24 protein-coding genes and 1 tRNA gene are annotated in these 18766 nt (G+C 67.6%); 11 read left to right on the top strand and 14 right to left on the bottom strand.

What is annotated here, in order from left to right:
• Positions 1 to 70: 70 nt before the first annotated feature.
• Entirely contained in the window at positions 71 to 610 is a 540-nt protein-coding gene (locus CSIV_RS12490) for a YaeQ family protein (protein ID WP_077051723.1), read from the bottom strand.
• Positions 611 to 669: 59 nt separating this feature from the next.
• On the opposite strand from CSIV_RS12490, the gene CSIV_RS12485 reads away from it, so the two are divergent.
• Positions 670 to 924, top strand: a complete 255-nt coding sequence (locus tag CSIV_RS12485; RefSeq protein WP_077051722.1) for a hypothetical protein — start codon at positions 670 to 672, stop codon at positions 922 to 924.
• Here CSIV_RS12485 and CSIV_RS12480 read toward each other — a convergent pair.
• Together CSIV_RS12480 and CSIV_RS12475 are read right to left on the bottom strand one after the other, a co-directional pair.
• Positions 915 to 1496 carry a hypothetical protein gene (locus CSIV_RS12480; protein ID WP_077051721.1) on the bottom strand — a complete coding sequence of 194 codons (582 nt, stop codon included), beginning with the start codon at positions 1494 to 1496 and terminating at the stop codon, positions 915 to 917. The two genes, CSIV_RS12485 and CSIV_RS12480, sit on opposite strands and share 10 nt — an antisense overlap.
• Positions 1493 to 2335, bottom strand: coding sequence for an inositol monophosphatase family protein (locus tag CSIV_RS12475; protein ID WP_077051720.1), 843 nt, complete (start codon positions 2333 to 2335; stop codon positions 1493 to 1495). The genes CSIV_RS12480 and CSIV_RS12475 overlap by 4 nt, the downstream gene beginning before the upstream one ends.
• Positions 2336 to 2437: 102 nt before the next feature.
• Here CSIV_RS12475 and CSIV_RS12470 point away from each other — a divergent pair.
• A tRNA-Lys gene (locus tag CSIV_RS12470) sits at positions 2438 to 2513 on the top strand.
• Positions 2514 to 2597: 84 nt separating this feature from the next.
• Here the strand turns inward: CSIV_RS12470 and CSIV_RS12465 are convergent.
• Positions 2598 to 3809, bottom strand: a complete 1212-nt coding sequence (locus CSIV_RS12465; RefSeq protein ID WP_077051719.1) for a tyrosine-type recombinase/integrase — start codon at positions 3807 to 3809, stop codon at positions 2598 to 2600.
• Between the two features lie 68 nt (positions 3810 to 3877).
• On the opposite strand from CSIV_RS12465, the gene CSIV_RS12460 reads away from it, so the two are divergent.
• Positions 3878 to 4045, top strand: a complete 168-nt coding sequence (locus tag CSIV_RS12460) for a helix-turn-helix transcriptional regulator (protein ID WP_202400770.1) — start codon at positions 3878 to 3880, stop codon at positions 4043 to 4045.
• A 189-nt stretch (positions 4046 to 4234) separates the two neighbouring features.
• On the opposite strand, the gene CSIV_RS12455 is transcribed toward CSIV_RS12460, so the two are convergent.
• Positions 4235 to 4990: a hypothetical protein gene (locus CSIV_RS12455; protein WP_077051717.1), complete on the bottom strand. Its 756-nt coding sequence runs from the start codon at positions 4988 to 4990 to the stop codon at positions 4235 to 4237.
• A 242-nt stretch (positions 4991 to 5232) separates the two neighbouring features.
• Between CSIV_RS12455 and CSIV_RS12450 the strand changes: the two genes are divergently transcribed.
• The 3 genes from CSIV_RS12450 to CSIV_RS18105 are packed head-to-tail and all read left to right on the top strand — an operon-like array spanning position 5233 to position 6586.
• Positions 5233 to 5982: a hypothetical protein gene (locus CSIV_RS12450; RefSeq protein ID WP_139340706.1), complete on the top strand. Its 750-nt coding sequence runs from the start codon at positions 5233 to 5235 to the stop codon at positions 5980 to 5982.
• 47 nt (positions 5983 to 6029) lie between these two features.
• Positions 6030 to 6299, top strand: a complete 270-nt coding sequence (locus tag CSIV_RS12445) for a hypothetical protein (protein WP_139340705.1) — start codon at positions 6030 to 6032, stop codon at positions 6297 to 6299.
• A 17-nt stretch (positions 6300 to 6316) separates the two neighbouring features.
• Positions 6317 to 6586 (top strand): hypothetical protein, encoded by a 270-nt coding sequence (locus CSIV_RS18105; protein ID WP_139340704.1) that lies wholly within the window; start codon positions 6317 to 6319, stop codon positions 6584 to 6586.
• A 63-nt stretch (positions 6587 to 6649) separates the two neighbouring features.
• On the opposite strand, the gene CSIV_RS12440 is transcribed toward CSIV_RS18105, so the two are convergent.
• The 6 genes from CSIV_RS12440 to CSIV_RS12410 all read right to left on the bottom strand — a co-directional run bounded on the left by CSIV_RS12440 (position 6650) and on the right by CSIV_RS12410 (position 10562).
• The gene (locus CSIV_RS12440; RefSeq protein ID WP_077051714.1) at positions 6650 to 7240 is read right to left on the bottom strand and encodes a recombinase family protein; all 591 of its coding nucleotides are present in this window, start codon (positions 7238 to 7240) and stop codon (positions 6650 to 6652) included.
• Between the two features lie 1048 nt (positions 7241 to 8288).
• Positions 8289 to 8642, bottom strand: coding sequence for a hypothetical protein (locus tag CSIV_RS12425; RefSeq protein ID WP_077051711.1), 354 nt, complete (start codon positions 8640 to 8642; stop codon positions 8289 to 8291).
• A 2-nt stretch (positions 8643 to 8644) separates the two neighbouring features.
• On the bottom strand, positions 8645 to 9172 hold the full coding sequence (locus CSIV_RS12420) for a hypothetical protein (protein WP_077051710.1): 528 nt from the start codon (positions 9170 to 9172) through the stop codon (positions 8645 to 8647).
• A gap of 16 nt (positions 9173 to 9188) precedes the next feature.
• Positions 9189 to 9341, bottom strand: coding sequence for a hypothetical protein (locus CSIV_RS18440; protein ID WP_160897410.1), 153 nt, complete (start codon positions 9339 to 9341; stop codon positions 9189 to 9191).
• A complete protein-coding gene (locus CSIV_RS12415; protein ID WP_077051709.1) occupies positions 9338 to 9898 on the bottom strand; it encodes a hypothetical protein in 561 nt (186 codons plus the stop codon). The genes CSIV_RS18440 and CSIV_RS12415 overlap by 4 nt, the downstream gene beginning before the upstream one ends.
• 97 nt (positions 9899 to 9995) lie before the next feature.
• Complete coding sequence (locus CSIV_RS12410) at positions 9996 to 10562, bottom strand: hypothetical protein (RefSeq protein WP_139340703.1); 567 nt, start codon at positions 10560 to 10562, stop codon at positions 9996 to 9998.
• A gap of 607 nt (positions 10563 to 11169) precedes the next feature.
• Between CSIV_RS12410 and CSIV_RS12405 the strand changes: the two genes are divergently transcribed.
• The 4 genes from CSIV_RS12405 (at position 11170) to CSIV_RS12390 (ending at position 15327) form a co-directional block, all read left to right on the top strand.
• Positions 11170 to 12219: a PIN domain-containing protein gene (locus tag CSIV_RS12405; protein WP_077051707.1), complete on the top strand. Its 1050-nt coding sequence runs from the start codon at positions 11170 to 11172 to the stop codon at positions 12217 to 12219.
• Positions 12220 to 12512: 293 nt separating this feature from the next.
• The gene (locus tag CSIV_RS12400; RefSeq protein ID WP_077051706.1) at positions 12513 to 13034 is read left to right on the top strand and encodes an NUDIX hydrolase; all 522 of its coding nucleotides are present in this window, start codon (positions 12513 to 12515) and stop codon (positions 13032 to 13034) included.
• Positions 13031 to 13909 carry an alpha/beta hydrolase gene (locus CSIV_RS12395; RefSeq protein ID WP_238592374.1) on the top strand — a complete coding sequence of 293 codons (879 nt, stop codon included), beginning with the start codon at positions 13031 to 13033 and terminating at the stop codon, positions 13907 to 13909. The genes CSIV_RS12400 and CSIV_RS12395 overlap by 4 nt, the downstream gene beginning before the upstream one ends.
• 107 nt (positions 13910 to 14016) lie before the next feature.
• On the top strand, positions 14017 to 15327 hold the full coding sequence (locus CSIV_RS12390; RefSeq protein ID WP_077051704.1) for an SGNH/GDSL hydrolase family protein: 1311 nt from the start codon (positions 14017 to 14019) through the stop codon (positions 15325 to 15327).
• Between the two features lie 69 nt (positions 15328 to 15396).
• On the opposite strand, the gene CSIV_RS12385 is transcribed toward CSIV_RS12390, so the two are convergent.
• The 3 genes from CSIV_RS12385 to CSIV_RS12375 are packed head-to-tail and all read right to left on the bottom strand — an operon-like array spanning position 15397 to position 17885.
• The gene (locus CSIV_RS12385; protein ID WP_077051703.1) at positions 15397 to 16617 is read right to left on the bottom strand and encodes an MFS transporter; all 1221 of its coding nucleotides are present in this window, start codon (positions 16615 to 16617) and stop codon (positions 15397 to 15399) included.
• Positions 16614 to 17048 (bottom strand): MarR family winged helix-turn-helix transcriptional regulator, encoded by a 435-nt coding sequence (locus CSIV_RS12380; RefSeq protein ID WP_077051702.1) that lies wholly within the window; start codon positions 17046 to 17048, stop codon positions 16614 to 16616. Before CSIV_RS12380 ends, CSIV_RS12385 begins: the two co-directional genes overlap by 4 nt.
• A 39-nt stretch (positions 17049 to 17087) precedes the next feature.
• The gene (locus CSIV_RS12375) at positions 17088 to 17885 is read right to left on the bottom strand and encodes an IclR family transcriptional regulator (protein ID WP_077052643.1); all 798 of its coding nucleotides are present in this window, start codon (positions 17883 to 17885) and stop codon (positions 17088 to 17090) included.
• 107 nt (positions 17886 to 17992) lie between these two features.
• Between CSIV_RS12375 and CSIV_RS12370 the strand changes: the two genes are divergently transcribed.
• A complete protein-coding gene (locus CSIV_RS12370) occupies positions 17993 to 18766 on the top strand; it encodes a CoA transferase subunit A (RefSeq protein WP_077051701.1) in 774 nt (257 codons plus the stop codon).

The raw sequence follows: 18766 nt of genomic DNA, 5'->3' as shown, positions 1-18766 counted from the left end.
AAGTGTTGCCGACGTCGATGAATGCTGGTCGGCTTCGGCGACCAGGCTATCGATGCGGCGACCTTCGGATCTATGCCGCGGACCGCGTGTGCACGTCGCTCTCGCCGGACGCGTCGTTGAACTCGAGGTAGACGCGACCCTCGGTGCGGGTGAGGGTCGCGGTGTTGCGGCGCTCGATCGCGCCCGCCATCCGCTCGACGAATCCCGGGTCGAACGAGTGCAGCAGCACCTCGTCACCGCGGTGGATGCGCTTGCCGGCCCATGGCGCGGCCACCTTCTCGGGGTCGCGGTGGGTGTAGACGGCGACCCGCTCGGCCTTCATGCTGCCGGCGTGGAGGCGGGCGGCATCCGGGGCTCCCACCTCGATCCAGGCCACGAGTGCGCCGGTGAGATCCCGCACCGAGACGGCGGGTTCGTCGGTCGCGGCGACGCCCTCGCTGAAGGCGATGCCCTCCTCGTACTCGAGGCAGTAGGCCAGGACGCGCGTGAGCATGTACGGGTCGGTCTCGGATGGATGCCGGGCAACCCGCAGCTGCAATTCTTCGTACACGCCGCGATCGACGTCGGAGAGCTGCACCGTGAAGGTGTGAATGGTCGCGCCGATAGCCACGAGGGTCGAGCCTACGCGACCGCTTGCCGCCCACCGCGCCGGCGACCTAGCGTCGGAGGATGCCCGATCCCCGCACCCAGCGCATCGATGTCGGTCCGTTCCAGCTCGACCCGGATGCCGATTCCTCGGCGTGGCGCGCCGTCGCCTCCGACGGCGTCTCCGTGCCCGCGGGGTCGTGGAACGACTGGGTCGCCCTCGCCGAGCGCGTGCTGCGGCTCGACGGCATCTGGCGCGAGCGCGAAGCGCGAGGCGACGCGTGGGACCAGGGGCACGCGGCATCCGGATCCGTCGACGCGGTGAATCCCTACCGCTGACCCTGCGGCCAGTCGATGAGCACCAGGCTCTGCTTCGTGTCGGCCACCTTCACCCAGCCGTCGCCGAAGAGATACGTGATGCCGTAGCCGTCCGCACCGCGCCCCGCGAGCCAGTCGGGATTCTCGGTCACGTAGACCTCGCCGTTCGCGCCATCCTCCCGCTTCCAGCCCGAGGCGACGAGATCGTCCTCCGCCTTGTCGGCGGCGGTGGCGTCGATCGGCGCCCAGCCGAACATCTGGACGCCCGCGGCCGTCGCAGAGCCGTCGCTCCACTTGCACAGGATGCCGTCGGGCACCTCCGTCGCTCCGACGCGGAGGGGCTCGCTCTGCGGCTTCCACCCGATGCTCTCGAAGTCGGCGGCGGTCGAGGAGAGGATGATCGTCTCGCACGTCGGGTCGGTCGTCCCGGCGTCGGACTCGTCGGTGGGGGACGCGTCCGGCGTCGAGGTCGGACCGCCCTCGAGGATGATCGGGGTCGCGCTGGGGGCGGCTGCCGTGCTCGGGGCGCACGCGGCGAGCGCGATCGCTGTCAGGAGTGCCGCCGACGCTGCGGCGAGGGTCCGCCGCGTCACGGGGTGTCCTCCGCGTGGAGGAAGGCGAGGAAGTCGTCGTGCAGAACGCCGTTCGTCGCGAGCGACGACTCCGCGTCGAGCCGGTCGGAACCGTCGAACGCCGAGAACCGGCCGCCGGCCTCGCGCACGATGGGCGCGATCGCGGCGATGTCGTACTCCTTGACGCCGAACTCGGCGACGAGCTCGAGTCGGCCCTCGGCCAGCCACATGTACGGGAGCGCGTCACCGTACCCGCGGTCGCGCCACACGGCGCGTGCCAGGCGTTCGAGCGTCGGGACGAGGTCGACGTCGTCCCACTGCTCGATGCTCTGGAAGCTGATGCTGGAGTGCGCGATGTCGTCGACGCCGGACACGCGGATGCTACGGGGCTCGCCGTCGCGGCCGTTGGTCCACGCGCCGAGGCCGGTCGCCGCCCACCACCGGCGTCCCAGCGCGGGTTGGCTGACGACGCCGACCTGCGGCACGCCGTCGACGGTGAGCGCGATGAGCGTGGCCCACACCGGGATGCCGCGCATGTAGTTGTGCGTGCCGTCGATCGGATCGATGACCCATCGGCGCGCGGTGTCTCCGGAGGTCCCGTACTCCTCGCCGAGGATCGCGTCGTCGGGGCGCTCGGCATCCAGGTTCCCGCGGATCGCGCGCTCGGTGGCGAGGTCGGCCTCGGTCACGTGAGTGCGGTCGGGCTTGGTGTCGATCCGCAGATCGGCCGCGTCGAACCGCGCCATGGCGACGGCGTCGGCGGCGTCGGCGAGACGCAGCGCGAGGGCGAGGTCGTCGCGCAGCGACGGGTCGGAAGTCACGGACGCGGCACTCGAGAGCGGCTCATCGATGGGGGACACGCGACCAGGATAGACGGCGAGCCTGAGCCGATTTGGTGAGCCTGCGTCACCCTGGTAACGTAATTCCTCGGTTCGGAACGCGTTTTCCGGGCCGAACGGAACGCACCTCTAGCTCAATCGGCAGAGCAACTGACTCTTAATCAGTGGGTTCTGGGTTCAAGTCCCAGGGGGTGCACCAGAAATCGCCCCTCACCTGGACTCTTTAGGTGAGGGGCGTTCTGCATACTTGGGCCGATGCAAGATTTCTGCAAGATGACTACTGCTACGAGGCTCTCCGAAGCGCCTTATCTCGGGCCCTCGTCATCTTGGCGGTGACCTCATCCATGCGGTCGGGAAACAGCTTGGCGTAGGTGTTCAGAGTCTCCTTCGCGTCGGCGTGACCCAACATGCGCTGCACCATCAGAACGTCGGCTCCCGCAGCGACGGCCAGCGACGCCGCGGTGTGCCTGAGGCCCTTCGGCGTTAGTTTCTCGGGGGCGTCAGCTGCGGCCTTCGCCTTCGACCACACACGGTTCCTCCAGTTAGAGAGCGACTCGACGTTGCCGACGCTGTTGGGGAACGCGGGGGCGGTAGAGCGACGCTTGCCGAGCTGCGTTCTGAGATCTTCAATGAGATGGGGAGGAATCGGGACGAGGCGCGACCCAGCCGGGGTCTTCGTGCTGGTGCCTAAGACGGGCTTGTTGCCCGCGTCGGTCGTCACGGTGCGCGAGATCGAGATGCGACGGCGATCTAGTAGGACATCTCCGACCTGAAGGGCGACCACCTCTCCGGGGCGAAGTCCGATGTTGCCCATGACGGCGATCATGAGCGCGTCCTGGTCGGTCGCGACGATTCGCGCTGCGTCGATCAGACGTTCCAGCTCGGGGTAGGTCAGGAACACGATGGGGTCCGACTCGATGCGCGGGGATTCCACGCCGGACGCTGGATTACGGGAAATCCACCCTTCACGCAAGGCATGGAGGAGCACGGAGTTCAGCCGGTTCTTTACTGCCGCGACCGAGGCCGGTGCGAGCCCCTTCGCGGAGCCTTGCATGCCCTCTCTGCGGGGCGCGGAGCCGTCCATAAGGGCAGACACCCACTGGTCGATGTCGGTGCGTGTGACGGCGTCTAGGCGAGTCGAGCCCCACCGGGGGAGCACATAGTTCTCTACCGCGTCGGCGTACTTCGCCAAGCTCGCGGGCTTTTGTTTCTTCTTGCTGGCGATCCAGGCGGCGGCGGCATCGGCCACGGTCTTCTTGCGGATCTCATCTGAGACGTAGGAGCCCTCGCGTAGCGCATTCTCCGTGCTCGCTTTGAAGCTTTCCGCATCGACCTTCTTCGGGAAGCTGCGGCTGCGCATCTTGCGTTCGCCATTCACGGTTTCGTAGTACTGCACCATCCAGCGCGAGCCGTCGCCGTGAGTCGGCTTCTTCTGTCCTATGCGAGGCCCGTCGGTGTAGAACCACCGGTCGGTGATCCAAACTTTCTGGCTCATCCCTTAGTTTTCCCGGCTGCAACTGCGTAGAACACCATGTGACGCACCTTAACAACAGTGATCGACTCTTGACGCCGACTGACGCCGCCGCCTACCTGGGACGTAGCGTCGCCGCGCTCGCCCAGCTGCGGTATCGCGGAACCGGCCCGACCTACATTCGCGCGGGCGGGCGCATCCGCTACCGCGAGAGCGCGATTCAGGCGTGGCTGGACGAGGGAGAGCGTGACGCGACCTGAGAGGGTGCCGGGGCGGGGCTCTCACGGTGCTGTGACGGCCCGGCAGGACGGGCAACGCTGGGCATCGATGGCAGGTCCGAACGACTCCGGCCGAAACGAGGCAGACCGTGCAATTCGGAGTGTCCAGCCCGTCCACGAGGGCGAGCGTACACAAGTCGTTTTGTCCATCTGCGCGGTACTCCACAGGCCCTAGCCCGGCTTGCTGGTGCGCAACACTCGCTCAGCCTGAGCGATGCGAGCCAACTTCTCCCCAGTGATCATCTCCCGTTGAAGGTCGTCGGTCAGCGACCTCGCAAGGTGGCGAAGACGCCGAACGTGCGCTAGGTGATAGATGCGAGCGCGCCCGCGCATCTTCTCCACCTGGAGCCGCAGGTAGACCTGGCGAGCGTAGAAGTCTCGGAACGCATCGCACTCCTTCATGGCCTCTTCGAGGTCCTGCGGGGTGCCCGCCGCGTTCACCATTCGAACCACCACGTCTCTCTGGGTGTCGAAATCTCGAAGCGCATCCGCAAGGGCTCCTGCCGTATAGAACTGAGACTCCGCGAGTACAGCCCGCCACGTGTCTGTCAGTTCGGTCACCCGCGCCATCCGAGCAGGGTCGAGCGTAAGCAGCACGGAGACAGGTTGGCCCTTTGCGCCCCGCGCCAGCTCCGCGCCCCGCGTTTGCAAGTCCTCGATGAGATGATGCGTGGCGATGCCGAGGTCCGTGACCGCCGCGACTGCGCGCACGCCGAACTCGCGTTCGGCCTCGGCTTCTTTCGCGTTCATGTCGATGAGACGACTGCGAAGCGCGGAGCGGGCGGAAATCCACGCGCCGATGGCGACCCCGACAACTCCCAGCAGTGCCAGCGCCAAGGGGAGGACGTAGAGCGCGAGCGGGTCCACCGTGACCGAAGCTGGTTCAGAACTGACGGAGGCTGCGATTATCGTGAGCGGTACGAACACAGCCGCATCCTCCCATTCGGGGCATGCGCCAGTTCGTCTGTTGGCAGCGCGTGTCGGAGGTGACGGGTGTTCGATAACGCCTGTGTCTGATGAGAAGCGAGGTTGGAAATCCTCACTTTCAGATGGCGCTCGCCGCTGCGGTGGCCATTGTGCGGCAGTGCCTAAATCACGCGGACGCATCAATGGAGAAGCTGAGTGACAGAATCGAGAGAGCCTCACTCTCCAGTCCGCTAGGGGCGGACATGGCCGCGGTGCGGAGCGGTTCGCACAAGCTGGCCATGGACTACCGACTGACCCACGTCGAGACCTTGGGCAACGCTCTCGTGGCGAACCTCCAGGGGCTCAACGTCCTGTTAGTGAACGAAACCTATTTCGCGCTTCCGTCCGTTGCGGTCGCCCGCGCGGTTGTCGAGGTGGCTGCGAACTCGTCCTGGCTACTGTCGGCGGAGGCAAACACGGACGAACGCGCCGCGCGCGCTTACGCAGCAATGTTCCGAGCTTTTGACAAAGGCATCGCCAACACGCTCGACAAGGACGCGGAGCGGTTCAAAGAACTGAAGAACGAACTCATCGGATACCTGAAGACACAGCGGGTCCATGTAGTTCCGCGCACGCGCGGCCAGATTGTCTTCGATGACATCTCAACCGTCAGGGTCGGAAGGACAGAGGCAAAGACCGGGTTTCAATACACGCAGCGCATCGACGCGGAAATCCCTTCGCTTGCCGGGCTGTACGCGGGCCTGTCTGGGATGGCGCACGGGGAGCAGGTACACGCGGTCTCTACTTGGGATCGCCCCGATACCTCCGCTCGGCTCATCGGGCTGACCGTTCAGAGGGCAGTTGAAGCGTGGTCCAAGTCCTTGCATGCCTGGGTCGGCGTTACCCCCGGTCCCTTCGTCAACCCCGCGCATGAAGCTCGCCTTGTGAACTCGATACCCCCGGACGTGGCGCAGGCGCTCCGCGAGGCTGGAGCCCGGGCGTCGGAGGCCTGACCTATCGTGCAGGCGTGCCCTCGCGACGCCTTACACCTCGCACTGCCTTGGACGTGCGTCTGAGCGCGATCATCGCGCGAAACCTGCTCGTGGGCAGTCCCGCCCCCGTGATCGAGGAGCTACGCGCGGTCGCCGGGGCTGATCTCGAACTGCTGGCGCAGGTCGCGGTCTCCTGTGCGCGTTGGTATCGAACGGCGGATTCCTCGGTCATGTGCGACGCCCTCGCGGAGTTCGAGAATGCCGCCTCCTGCGCGGGTCGAGAGTCCAGGGTGACGTTTGAGGGTGACAACGCCGATTACGAGGGGGTGGCGGGGTGAGGTCGTAGCCTCGGAGCATGCCCGACGCCCCCACCTCGACGCCGCTCGTCTGCCCAGAATGCGGTGCGTCGTATGCGCTCGCCAGGTTCGCAGTGAAATTCTGCGGTCGGCGGTGCGAGGCGCGAGCCAAGATGGCCACCACCAATCCAGCGCTCGCCGCGTGGCTGGACAGCCTCACGAGGGAGTTTGTCGCCGCCGTTCGTATCGATCCGGGCTACATGATCGACATGGCCTCGGAGGGCGCGGGGATGCTTGCTCGACGTGGAGAGCTACCTACTCGTGCATGAAAAGCCTCCCAGAGGCGCTGTGCGCGTTGCTGAGGGGCCGGTGGAGACTCGCCGCCGCTCGGTCTACTTGGCGTCGGTGGTGCCCAGGGCTCGATAGACAGAGGCGCGCGAGATACCCGTCAGCTTGACGATCTCGGCCACGGTGCGGCCCTTGGCTCGCAGCTTGCGCACCTGGCGGACGTTCGCGTCGCTCATGGCGGTTCGGGGTCGTCCCGCGACCTGCTCGCCGGTCTTGGCGCGTGCGGCTTTCGCGGCGCGTGCCTCTGCGACGCGTTCGGCGTTCATGTCGCGCTCCCACTCAGCCACCAGGGCCATGAGTCCGCGCATGAGCTTGCCGGTGGCTCCGGCGAAGTTCTCACCCTTCTTTAACGAGATGACCTCGACGCCCTTGTCTTCGAGGTCTGCAATGGTGCTGAGCACGTGGAGCGCGCTGCGGCCCAGGCGATCCAGGGACACGACGGTGATCGAGTCGCCCGGTCGCACACGTGACAGGAGGTCATCCAGGCCGGGGCGGCTCTGCCTCGCGCCTGAAATCTTGTCGCTGTAGATGTCGGATGCGTCGATACCCGCGCCGATCAGAGCATCCGTCTGACGGTCCAAGTTCTGCGCGAGGGTCGAAACGCGGATGTACCCGAAGCTCTTCGAAGTGGTCATGTCTCATACTGTATCTGTTACGCGACTTCTGAGATAAGTAGCAGAGACAAGTTTTGAGGCAATTGCAACACCTCGCGCGGCGCTCGCCGCGGTGTGATCGGCGTTCGTCTCAAATCCTTGGATTCGAGACTCTGCCCGGACTTCACGTGGGCGAGATTCCAGGCAGTGACACTCCGAGGGCAAAGACCGCAGCAAACGCAGTGAAGCGCTGAATCGGGGCCTTGTAGGGCGCTGTTCCGGGGGGAGTGAAAGCGTTGCTGGTTCCTACGCCAAGCACTGTTGCAAGGAGTCCGACGAGGACCGCGTAAAAGGCATAGTCCAGCCCCGTGAACTGCCGCAAAAGGAAACCGATCAGGAGCCCGCAAAACGCAGTGACCCAAATCAGGACCACCCAGCGCGCGCGAGGCGCGGGGGCGGTCGGGCTGCTGTGTGCGGGCTGCGAGACACCCGAGAAGATCGCCATCACTCCTCGAAGTGCAAGGCCGAAGATGAGAGCCGCGACGGCGGAATGTAGCCACTTTGCTCCCCGATTCCGCCCGAACTCGTTCCGAGAAGGTCTGGTCTTGGAAGTCATTTGACGAACATATCGAGGGGGCCGTCCCCGGGCAGAATCTCCAGGCTCCCGTGCGGACGCGCCAGCGTTCACGGGTCCGGGCGAGCGCTCCCCGGGGACGGCGGGGCGCGAAAGGCAGCGCCCCATTTAGGGGGACCCGGCGTCGGGTGCCGTGAAACGGGCCGCTCCCAGGAGAAGGGTTGGGCCGACACCGGGTCCCTGTGCCCGTCGTGTCTCGACTCACGACGGGCGGTCTGTGAAGTTAGGGGAAGTAGCTGCGGCGTAGGGGTGCCTGGATGGTCGGAGGCACGCTGATCTCTTGGCCTCGGGGCGAGAAACAGTGGACGCGACCGCCTGTCAGCATGTATGTCAGTCCGGAGGGCCCAGCTGCCAAGGTCGCGTCGGCGGGGGCCGGGATGGTGAGTGCGCCGATCCTGAGCGTTTTTGGGCCGGTCGGCACGCTGATCTCGTCCATGACGCGCGGATGCGGGTCGGTCACGCTGCGACCTCCTCGGCGTCGGCCACTCGCGCGACGAGGCGGGCAAAGTCCTCGGCAGTCATGAGGACGAGGGGTTCAATGCGCCCCGTCTGACGGTCGGACCCGTACGCGAGTGCGACCGGTCGGCGGTCCCCGGCTGCTCGTGCCCGGGCTCGTGCCTTGTCGAGGTAGTCGCCCGCACGAGTCATCGCGGCGTGCTCGGAGGCCATGAACACGAGATCCGTCGCGATGTCGGGTGACAGGTCGTCGGCGGCGCGGTCCACAACCGCGGCGGGCACGTTTCCCAGGTCGAGGAGCGCTGCCACGAGGTGCGTCGAGCGTGCTCGCCTGATCCCGTTGTTGGTGGTCATGGTCAGCTGCTCGCGTACGTGTGGCGACCGTGGGTGCGGCGGAGGGCGGCGTCGTCGGAGGCGCGACGCTCTGCGGCCAGATCCTTGTATGAGAAGGCGCTGTCGGCGGAGGGAGCCGCGCCGAAACGATCACGCACGGCGCGGAGGGCGGCGTTCCGCTCGTCGTGATCAACCACGGCAAGAGCGACGCGGCGGGCCTCAGAGTGCTCGATGGTCCAGATCGGATCGCCCGGCTTGGTCCAGCGCTCGATCTCGTGACGCCCGCGACGGATGCGAACCTCTCCCCATCGGTTGAGCTGCGCCTGCTCGTCGTCGGCCAGCGTGAGGAGGTAGCCCTGGTGCTGGATCGTCGCCTCGGTGATCTGAACAACGTCACCGCGTGCATAGACCTTGGAAATGTCGAGGAACGGAACGCCGAAGTTCGCCGTGATGGTGCCGAAGATCGTGACCCACTCTCCGGGGCTCCAGGGGCCGGTTGGCGTGGGCTCGGCCAGGAGGTCGTCGTAGCCGTCGTCGGTGTCCATGGTCATGTCCTTCTCCTCGGGTTCAGTTGGTTTCTGTCGCCAGCGCGGCGTCGATTGTGCGGAAGAGATCCGCAGCCGGGGCTCGGACCTTAGACATGCGCTCGGGGTGGGCCTGGATCGCCTCGGTGAGTGCGTCGGCACGACGACGGATGTCGTCCACGTCGCGGTCGGTCACGATTGCGTCACCGCCTCGGGCTCGTCGCGAAGGAGGGCGGCGACTTCGGGAAGACCTCGCGCCTCGGCGTACTCGGCCAGTTCGGGGGCCAGCTCGGGGTGCGCGTCCACAAGGTCATCGAAGGCCTTAGCGAGCCTGTAGGCGCGGCGGCGGGCATCCTTGGCGTCCGCGATGTCAGCGGTGATCGAGTCAGAGTCGATGCCGAGATCGCGGAGGGTGCCAATTGCCCGGAGGGCGCTGTCGCTGATCTGCGCGCCGAGACGGTGGTTACCCCGGCTGTACTCGATCTCGGAGGCGGTGCGAGCCATGCGGAGAAGATCGACGGTGCTGTCGATGAGCCCGAGGGCGGCGGTGTCGGGGTCAATCACGATTAGGCGGGCGGCGTCATGACCGGCGCGGCGGTGACGGCCCAGGGCATCTACCGAGACTCCGAAGCGCTGCGCGAGGGAGGTAGCCGACTCGCCTGAAGACAGGCCGTCGCGAATCGCGTCGGCATGGGGCGAGGAACACACGGTGCACACTGGCGCGCCGTTCGCCCGAGTCTGAATGGTCTTCACGTCCTGTCATATCGGCCCCTAGCTACCTCGGATGGCGCAATATGCGGGAAGTTTTCGAGATCGTCGCCTGTAGGCGTGGGTCTTAGGACAGTTGCAGCTAAACGCCGTTGACGCTGTGGGCACGTACGAGGGGTCCAGGGGGTGAGCTGCGGGCCTTGCGGAGGCTGCCGCCCGTGCCTTGGAAGCGCCGCCCCACGGATGCGGACTCGATCTCCCCCCAGAGGTCGGCGGCGTCGGCGTCACCTCGTGCTGCACGCCGGACGATGGTCCCCGGCGTCGTGCTGTGCTTCGGGCTCGCGATCATCCCCTTAGTCGCGTATCGGACGGCGCGTCCGCTCGTACGGGTGACCTTGGCCAAGATCTGCACGTCCGCCTCGGCGTGGTGGCCCAGTTTGGATGCCATGGTGGCCCAGCGGGTCGCGCTGTCAGTCTGCAACCTGTCGTAGTCGGCGGGGCTGAGGGTCTTTCTAGAAAATAGGACGAACGCCAGGTGTGGGTGCCAGCCGTTGTAGGCGTGGGTGAGTTCCATGCTCCAGCGCCAGCCGTCGATCTGGGAGCGGAGCCAGTGGCTCCCGACCCATCGGGACCGAAGGGCATCGAGAGCGTCCCAGAGGTCCACGAGGGGCGTCGTGGGGGTGCTGGCCAGGCTGAGGGTCAGAGTCATGATCTCGGCGTGGTCGTCGGAGAGACTGTGCAGGATCGCGGCCCGCCCATGGGCTCGCTGTCGCGAGCACGAGGAGCAGAGAGCGTGATCGCACCGATTCCACTTGTGATGCTGCTTCAAGTAGACGGTGCCGCACGACCTCAGCTTGGGGAGAGTTGAGAACTCGGAGATGAAGCGCTTGATCTCCAGGGCGTCGGAGAGCGTGTTTTGTGCCTCTAATGAGCAATCAAGAGAGGGAGCCACCCCGCGCAAGGGGGTATCGAACGATACGCGGGCAGGAGAGCGCAGGGGTACGCTGGTCATAGCAGGACTCCAGCGGGAGCCGCCCGTTTGATTGGTCGTCAGGGGCGGCTTTCGCCATGTACGGGGCAGAAGGGGACCTGTGGTCCCGCGCTTCGGCCCTTGCTCAACTGGAGTCGATGCTCAGTGTCGAGGAGGTGCGGCCCCGGGTCGCGCTCGCCGGGGTCCAGGTGCTCAGAATACGCCGGACGCGAGGGGTATCGCCCAGCCGGTCGGCGCGTCGTGCTGCGTTTCCGCCCGCGGGGCTGTGCCAGCTGCAACCTGAGAAATATTCGAGTTAGCTGCAACTACGAGCCAGGATGATTCCGTGCTGATTCTCTATCCAGATACCAACGCGCTTCACGCGGACTTGCTGATGCTCAGATCCAACAGCCGTGAGCTTGTGGGGGCGCTGCTGGAGGGTCAGGTCGAGGTCGCTCTGTCTCCCGTGGTTCTCGCTGAAGCGCAAAGGCAAGTGCGGGAACAGACCGAGAGGTCGGCACGAGAAATGGACGGCTATGTCCGGGGGATAGAGCGTCGGTTCGGTGTTTCGGCTCCCGGTGCGGAGAGTGCTCTCGCTCACCTCATGACTCAGGTCGCCCTCGCGGGCAATCGGGCACTCGCGCCTCTCCTCGCGAGTTCCGCATGCAAAGTGCTCGATTGGCCCCAGGTTGAGAGCCAGGAGTTGGTGTCGCGCGAGATCGAACGGCGGCTCCCTAGTCGGCTGCAAGGGGGTCAGTCCACCGGATTACGCGACACGATTATCTGGCACGGGTTGATCGAGCTTCTGGCGTCGGTCGAGGATGAGGACCGTGTTCTCTTCATGACAGCGGATTCCGGTTTTGTGAAGGGTGACGCACTTGCGCCCGATCTCCTTCAGGAAATTGAAGACGGGGGCTTCGACACAGACCGTCTGGAGGTCGTGACGCAGTTCGCAACGGCCCTCATCAGAGTCAATGAGCGCAGAGATCTGCTGACCGAGCAGGACGGGTTGATCCGTCAGGCGGTAATCGACCACCTCGCCGCCTTCGACGGGCAGACCTGGGCCGGTGTGGATGTCGCGGGCGAGGCCCACTTGCCATACGGAATCGAGGAGGGGGTGGTGGTGGCCGTGGACTCAATCACAATCGAGAGGGCCGAGGGCATCCCGCCGACGAGTCTCACCGCAACCGCAGACATCACAATTTCGGGTTGGATGCGTACGGACGAGTATGTGCAGGAGTACGGCGATTTTGTGGAGTGGAATTACGGCGAGTTGCACGACCCCATGATCGGAGTCGACTTCACAGCGACTGTGGCGTTGGAGGCAGAGGTCGAGGTCACGGCGGATGGGCTAGAAGCATGGGTCTCAGACGAGACTCTGCGATGGTTGGAGTGACCAGTCCAATGCGTAGACCATGCAAGATTCTTGCAAGATGACCTCGGAATACCGCGTCTAGCTGCGTGACGTTTCAGCTCATGAAGCGGGTACAAGATGCCGAAAATTCGCGGAACAAGCTCCACCGCATCACGCGCCATCTCTACAGTTCTCGCACCGGGGAGACCAGTGGGTTCTGGGTTCGAGTCCCAGGGGGTGCACCGACAGGCCCTCACCCTCGCGGGTGGGGGCCTGTTTCGTGTCGCCGTGTGGTGCACCTCGCGATTCCATCGCCGCGGCGCGAGGATGGCGGCATGGCCGACGACGAGATGTGGGACGTCACCGACGTCCAGGGGACACCCACCGGAACGCTCCACCGGAGGGGCGACGGGCCGGTGCCGGCCGGGTCGTTCCACATCGTGGCATCCGTGTGCGTGGTGGCATCCACCGGTCGGGTGCTCGTGAGTCTGCGGGCCGAGGGCAAGGACTATCCGCTCGCATGGGAGTTCCCGGCGGGGAGCGCGCTGCGCGGAGAATCGAGTCGCCGCGGCGCGATCAGGGAGCTCGACGAAGAAGTGGGGATCTCCGTCCTTCCGGATGACCTGGTCCTGGTCGGGCGGGTGATCGAGGAGCGGGCGCTGTTCGATCTGTGGACCGTCCACGTCGACGGAGAGCCGGCCGTCGTGGTGGACCCGGAGGAAGTGCGCGAAGCGGAATGGGTCGACCTCGACGAGGTGCACCGCCGCTGGCAGGCGGGGGTGTTCGCGAGTCCCTGGAACGCCCGGTTCGCGCAGTTGTGGGCGAGCCTCGAGCGCGCCGTCCGGGCCGAGTCGTGACCGCACGCACGTTCGACGTCCCGGTCGCCGGAGGGGCGCTGCACGCGGGGGAGTGGCATCCGGATGCCGACGGCCTCCCGTGGCTCCTCGTGCATGGGGTCACGGCCTCGCACCTCGCGTGGATGTGGGTGGCGCGTGAGACTTCGGACGTCCGATTGATCGCCCCGGATCTCCGCGGGCGGGGTCGCAGCGCCCCGGTCGGCGGGCCGTTCGGGATGGCCGCGCACGCCGACGACCTCGCCGCGGTCCTGGATGCCGCCGGCGTCGAGCGCGCGCTCGTCGTCGGGCATTCCATGGGGGCGTTCGTGTCGGCCGTGTTCGCCGACCGTCATCCTGAGCGGGCAGCGGCGGTGGTTCTCGTCGACGGGGGACTGCCCCTGGATCTTCCACCGGGGATGCCGCCCCGCGAAGCGATCCGGCATGTGCTCGGCCCCACGGCGGCGCGTCTCGAGATGCGCTTCCGGGATGCCGCGGCCTATCGCGACTTCTGGCGGTCGCATCCGGCGTTCGTGGGGCGGGAGGACCCCCTGCTCGACGAGTACTTCGCCTACGACCTGATCGAGACGGAGTCGGGGTGGCGGCCCGCCACATCGCCGGCCACCGTCGAGGCCGACTCGCTCGATCAGAACACCGGCGACGACATCACCCGGGCCCTCGACCGGATGCCGCGACCCACCGTGCTGCTGGCCGCCGAACGCGGGCTGAGGGGTGAGCTCCCGCCGCTCTACCCCGATCTCGCCCGCGTGCGGCGCGACGTGCCCGGACTGCAAGATGCACGGCGCTGCGAGGGGACCGACCACTACTCGATCGTGATGTCGGCGGAGGGGGCCCGCGAGGTCGCCGTGGCCGCGCGCGCGGTCGTCGGGAGCCTGTGACCCCGGGCGACGCGCGAGGGCGGTGTCGTCAAGCAGCCGGGTGAACTTCGCCGGGCTGCAGGCCGGATTCCGGTGTCGTGGCGCGGCATGCGCCTACCGTCGGCCGAATGCGTCGTCTCTTTGTTTCCGGTGCCGCCCTGGTCGCCCTCGCCCTCTCGGCGTTCCTCGTCGCCGGTAATCCGGCGGCCGCCGCCGTCCCCGACCTGACCGGCCGCTCGTACGTCGCCCTGGGTGACTCGTACGCTGCCGCGTGGGGGCTGCCCCTCTCGTCGACCCAGCCCGCGCAGGGCTGCGACCAGTCCGACCAGAACTACCCCCACCTCCTCGCCGCTCAGTTCGGCTTCTCCCTCACCGACCGCTCGTGCGGCGGCGCCGTGATCGCCAACGTCGTCGACACTCCCCAGGCCGTTGCCGGCGGAACCGCTCCGGCGCAGTCGGACTCCTTGGATGCCGACACGGCCCTGGTGACGCTCACCATCGGCGGCAACGATCTCGGCTTCTGGAACATCGGTCAGATGTGCGTCGCGCTCTCCGCGGTGGGGCCTGTGGCGGGCAGCATCGACGGGCAGACGCATGCGACGTGCCGGGAGCAGTTCGTCGTCGACACGCCCGCGGGCCCCGTCAACACGCTCGAGACGCAGGTCGACCAGACGGTCGCCCCGGCACTCGAGTCCGCGATCGCCACGATCCAGACGCGGGCGCCGAACGCGAAGATCGTGGTGATCGGCTACCCCGCTCTCGCCCCCGACGCCGCTCACACCCCGAGCGCCGGCTGCTACTCCGGACTGTTCCAGGGGCTCGGGTTCCGGGCCAACGCCTACCCGTACACCGACGTCGACGTTGCGCTCCTGCACGACACCCAGGTGTACCTCGACGACGCCATGTCCGCGGCGACGCAGGCGGCGGGGGCGACCTACGTGTCGCTCCTCGCCGACTCGGTGGCGCACAGCCCGTGCACCCCCGCGGACTCCTACGTCAACGGCATCAGCCTCACGCTGTCGCCCGACAGCATCCCCGTGAGCGGACTGCCGTTCGGCGGAGTCAAGATCGGTGCCCTCCACCCGAACGCGTCCGGTGCGGTCTTCGCGGCCGGTCATGCGGCCGACGTCGTCCGTGAACTCTTCGCGGAGCCGGACCCCACGCCGACTCCCACTCCGACCCCGACCCCGACTTCAACTCCGACCACCGAGCCCACGGCGACGCCGGAGCCCACAGCGACGCCCGAGCCCACCGCATCGCCGACGACGACCTCCACGCCGACGCCGAGCGCGAGTGCATCCGCCGCCGCGGCGTCTCCCGCGGGGCTCGCCTCGACCGGCGCGCCCTCGGTCGCGACCGCGATCGGGATCGGCATCGTGACGCTGATCGCGGGTGGGATCGTCACGATCGTCCTTCGGCGTCGACGCGTGCGCGACTGACCCGATCCACGCGAGAGCGCCCGGCCGCCGACACGATGTCGGTGACCGGGCGCTCGTCGCGTGCGGGTGTCAGGCCGCGTCGCCCACGAGGACGGCAGCCCCTTCGTCGGCAGCGGTCGGGTGCGCCTGATCGATGTGCGCGAGCGCGCGGCGACCGAACAGCACGCACGCGGCCGCGATCAACACCGAGACGGTCGCCATGATGTACGGCGCTCCCGCGCTGACGGCGTGCCACAGGAACGCGGCGAGCGGCGGGGCCACGGCGCCGCCGAGGAACCGGACCGCCGAGTACGCCGACGACGCGACCGAGCGGGGGAGGTCCGTCGCCTCCATGACCGCCTCGGTGAGCGCGGTGTTGACGATGCCGAGCACGAGGCCGCCGACGATGATGCAGGCCACCAGTCCGGGGGCCGAGCCGACGACGAAGGCCGCGACGAGCAGGTCCGCCGCCAACAGCGGCAGGGCCACGAGCAGCACGGAGGTCAACCGCATCCGGCGCAGGAGCAGGGGAGCCACCCACACGCTGGTGATCGCCAGCGCCAGGCCCCAGCCGAAGAACGTCAGTCCGATCCCCATCGCGCCGAAGCCGAGCGGGAACGGCGAGAACGCCAGCAGCGTGAAGAAGCCGATGTTGTAGAACAGCGCGGTTGCGGCCAGGATCGCGAGCGCCGGACGCCCGAGGGCGCGGAACGGGGCGCTGAACGGGATCGGTGTGCGGGCGGGCGACGGTCCGCGCAGCAGCACCGCAACGGCCACGAACGCGATCGCCATGAGGACGACCACGCCGAAGAAGGGTCCCCGCCAGCTGGCTTCGCCGAGGATGCCGCCGAGGAGGGGGCCGACGGCGATGCCGAGGCCCAGGGCGGCTTCGTACAGGATGATCGCGGCGGAGCTTCCGCCCGAGGCGGCACCGACGATGGTCGCGAGGGCCGTCGAGATGAACAGGGCGTTGCCCAGGCCCCAGCCCGCGCGGAAGCCGATCACGGCGTCGACGCTGCCGCTCAGGGCGCAGAAGAGGGCGAACACGACGATCAGGCCGAGTCCGACGAGCAGGGTGGCCTTCGCGCCGATCCGGCTGGAGATCCAGCTCGTCACGAGCATCGCGAGTCCGGTGACCACGAGGTAGCTGGTGAACAGCAACTCCGTCTCGACGGGGCTCGCCTCCAACGACTCGGCGATGGCCGGGAGGATGGGGTCGACGAGGCCGATGCCCATGAACGCCACCACGCAGGCGAACGCCACGGCCCAGACCTGAGCGGGCTGTTTCCAGATGCTGGGGGTGGAGCTCATCGCACGACCTCCGGCTGCAGGCCGACGCGGGCGGCGAGAGCGTCGGCGCTGGTGCGCACGGCATCCCACTCGGCATCCGTCAGATCGGCGACGTGGGGGGTCAGCGCGGCGCTGAGCGCGTCGAACCAGCGGTCCAGCTCGCGCAGCCCTTCGTCGGTCGCGGAGACGACGCTCACGCGCGAATCGTCGGGGTGGATGCCGCGGGCGACAAGCCCGGCCTCCTCCATTTGGTGCACGAGTCGGGTCATGCCGGGCTGCGAGACGCGGCTGAGCGTGGCGAGGTCGCCGAGGCGCTGCGGTCCGTGGTCACGCAGCAGCGTGAGGGTGCGCCACTGCGCACCGGGGGCGTCGTTCTTGGTGTCGATGGCCGCGATGCGCGTCAAGGCGTGCACCGCGAGGATCAGTCTCTGGAGATCGTCGTCGCGGGTCATTCCTCAAAGTATACCCCTGTTATATAACGTGGGTATAGATTATCGACCGGCGATCCTGGTCGAGAGCTGGTGGGCGTGCGCGAGCAGGAGGCGACCGAGCTCGGCGAGGCGTTCACCGCCGAAGCGGAACTCGACCCCCGTCAGACTCAGCGCCCACTGCGGTTCGCCCGTACTGGTGAAGACGGCCGCGCCGATGCCCCAACTGCCCTCGACGATGAGGCCCGGGTTCACCGCGTAGCCGCGCGCCTTCGTGTCGGCGATGCGCGAGCGGATGCGCGTCGGCGCATGGGCCGCACCCCAGCGGTCGGACAGCTCGTCATGCCGATCGAGGTAGGCGTCGACCTCGTCCGGCGGCAGGAACGCCAGGATGGCCAACCCCGCGGACGCGACCCCGAGCGGGAACCGCACGCCCTCGGAGAGCACGAACGACCGGATCGGGAAGCTGCCGTCCTCGCGGACGAGGCAGACGGTCTCATCGCCGCGGCGGACGGAGAGGAACGCGCTCTCCTCGGTCCGGACGGCGAGGGAGCGCACGATGTCGCGCGCGAGGGAGGTCACGTCGAACCGGGATGCCGCGATCGTCCCCATCAGATACAGCTCGGGACCGGGCAGCCACCGGCCGGTGGCGTCGTCGCGGTCCACGAGGCCCTCCTGCCGCAGTGCGGACAGCAGGCGATGCGCCGTCGGTCGTGTGAGGTCGGCGAGGCGCGCGAGATCGCCCACCGCGGCCCCCTCCGTCCCCGCCGCCGTCACCAGTCGGAGCAGGTGCGCCGCGCGCGCGACGGCTTGAGCGCCCGGAACGTTCCCGCGAGTCGGGGGGAGCGGGGTTGTGTCCACGATGTGGACGGTACGCGGTTCGGCATCCACATCGCAAGAAGGGACGCGACCGGGGGCGCGGGACGGGCGCAGGATGAATCCACCGATCCCTGCACGAAGGAGTCCGCGTGATCGACAAGACCTGGTCCTCGCCGAGCGAGGTCGTCGCCGACATCCCCGACGGAGCCTCGCTCGCGGTCGGGGGGTTCGGCCTCTCCGGCAACCCCATCGCCCTCATCGAGGCGCTGCTCGCCCAGGGCACGAGCGACCTGTCCGTCGTGTCCAACAACTGCGGCGTCGACGACTGGGGTCTCGGCATCCTGCTCGGGGCCGGCCGGATCCGGAAGATGACGTCGTCGTACGTCGGCGAGAACAAGGAGTTCGAGCGTCAATTCCTCTCCGGCGAACTCGAGCTCGAGCTGACGCCGCAGGGCACGCTCGCCGAGAAGCTGCGCGCCGGAGGGTCCGGGATCGCCGCGTTCTACACGCAGACCGGCGTCGGCACCCAGGTCGCCGAGGGTGGCCTGCCGCAACGGTACGACGGCGCGGGCGGCATCGCGGTCGCGTCGCCCCGGAAGGACGTCCGCACTTTTGACGTGCAGGGCGAGCCGCGCGAGTTCGTCCTGGAAGAGGCGATCACCACCGACTTCTCCCTCGTCCACGCCTGGAAGGGCGACCGCCACGGCAACCTCGTCTTCCGGAAGGCGGCGCGCAGCTTCAATCCGCTGGCTGCGATGGCCGGGCGCGTGTGCATCGCCCAGGTCGAGCACCTCGTCGAGCCCGGCGAGATCGATCCCGACGACGTGCACCTGCCCGGCGTCTTCGTCCACCGCCTCGTCGAGGTCGGTCCCGACATCGAGAAGCGCATCGAGAAGCGCACCGTCACCGAAGGAGCGCGCTGA

The sequence above is a fragment of the Microbacterium sp. CSI-V genome, from assembly GCF_001984105.1.
Lineage (GTDB): Bacteria > Actinomycetota > Actinomycetes > Actinomycetales > Microbacteriaceae > Microbacterium.
Note: the sequence above shows the minus strand (reverse complement) of the source record. Positions and strands in the feature narration are given on the sequence as shown.

Coding starts and splice junctions, on each gene's coding strand:
- CSIV_RS12485 (WP_077051722.1), top strand. CDS start 670: ATGCCCGATCCCCGCACCCAGCGCATCGATGTCGGTCCGTTCCAGCTC.
- CSIV_RS12465 (WP_077051719.1), bottom strand. CDS start 3,809: ATGAGCCAGAAAGTTTGGATCACCGACCGGTGGTTCTACACCGACGGG.
- CSIV_RS12450 (WP_139340706.1), top strand. CDS start 5,233: ATGGCCGCGGTGCGGAGCGGTTCGCACAAGCTGGCCATGGACTACCGA.
- CSIV_RS18105 (WP_139340704.1), top strand. CDS start 6,317: ATGCCCGACGCCCCCACCTCGACGCCGCTCGTCTGCCCAGAATGCGGT.
- CSIV_RS12440 (WP_077051714.1), bottom strand. CDS start 7,240: ATGACCACTTCGAAGAGCTTCGGGTACATCCGCGTTTCGACCCTCGCG.
- CSIV_RS12425 (WP_077051711.1), bottom strand. CDS start 8,642: ATGACCACCAACAACGGGATCAGGCGAGCACGCTCGACGCACCTCGTG.
- CSIV_RS12420 (WP_077051710.1), bottom strand. CDS start 9,172: ATGACCATGGACACCGACGACGGCTACGACGACCTCCTGGCCGAGCCC.
- CSIV_RS12410 (WP_139340703.1), bottom strand. CDS start 10,562: ATGACTCTGACCCTCAGCCTGGCCAGCACCCCCACGACGCCCCTCGTG.
- CSIV_RS12400 (WP_077051706.1), top strand. CDS start 12,513: ATGGCCGACGACGAGATGTGGGACGTCACCGACGTCCAGGGGACACCC.
- CSIV_RS12390 (WP_077051704.1), top strand. CDS start 14,017: ATGCGTCGTCTCTTTGTTTCCGGTGCCGCCCTGGTCGCCCTCGCCCTC.
- CSIV_RS12385 (WP_077051703.1), bottom strand. CDS start 16,617: ATGAGCTCCACCCCCAGCATCTGGAAACAGCCCGCTCAGGTCTGGGCC.
- CSIV_RS12380 (WP_077051702.1), bottom strand. CDS start 17,048: ATGACCCGCGACGACGATCTCCAGAGACTGATCCTCGCGGTGCACGCC.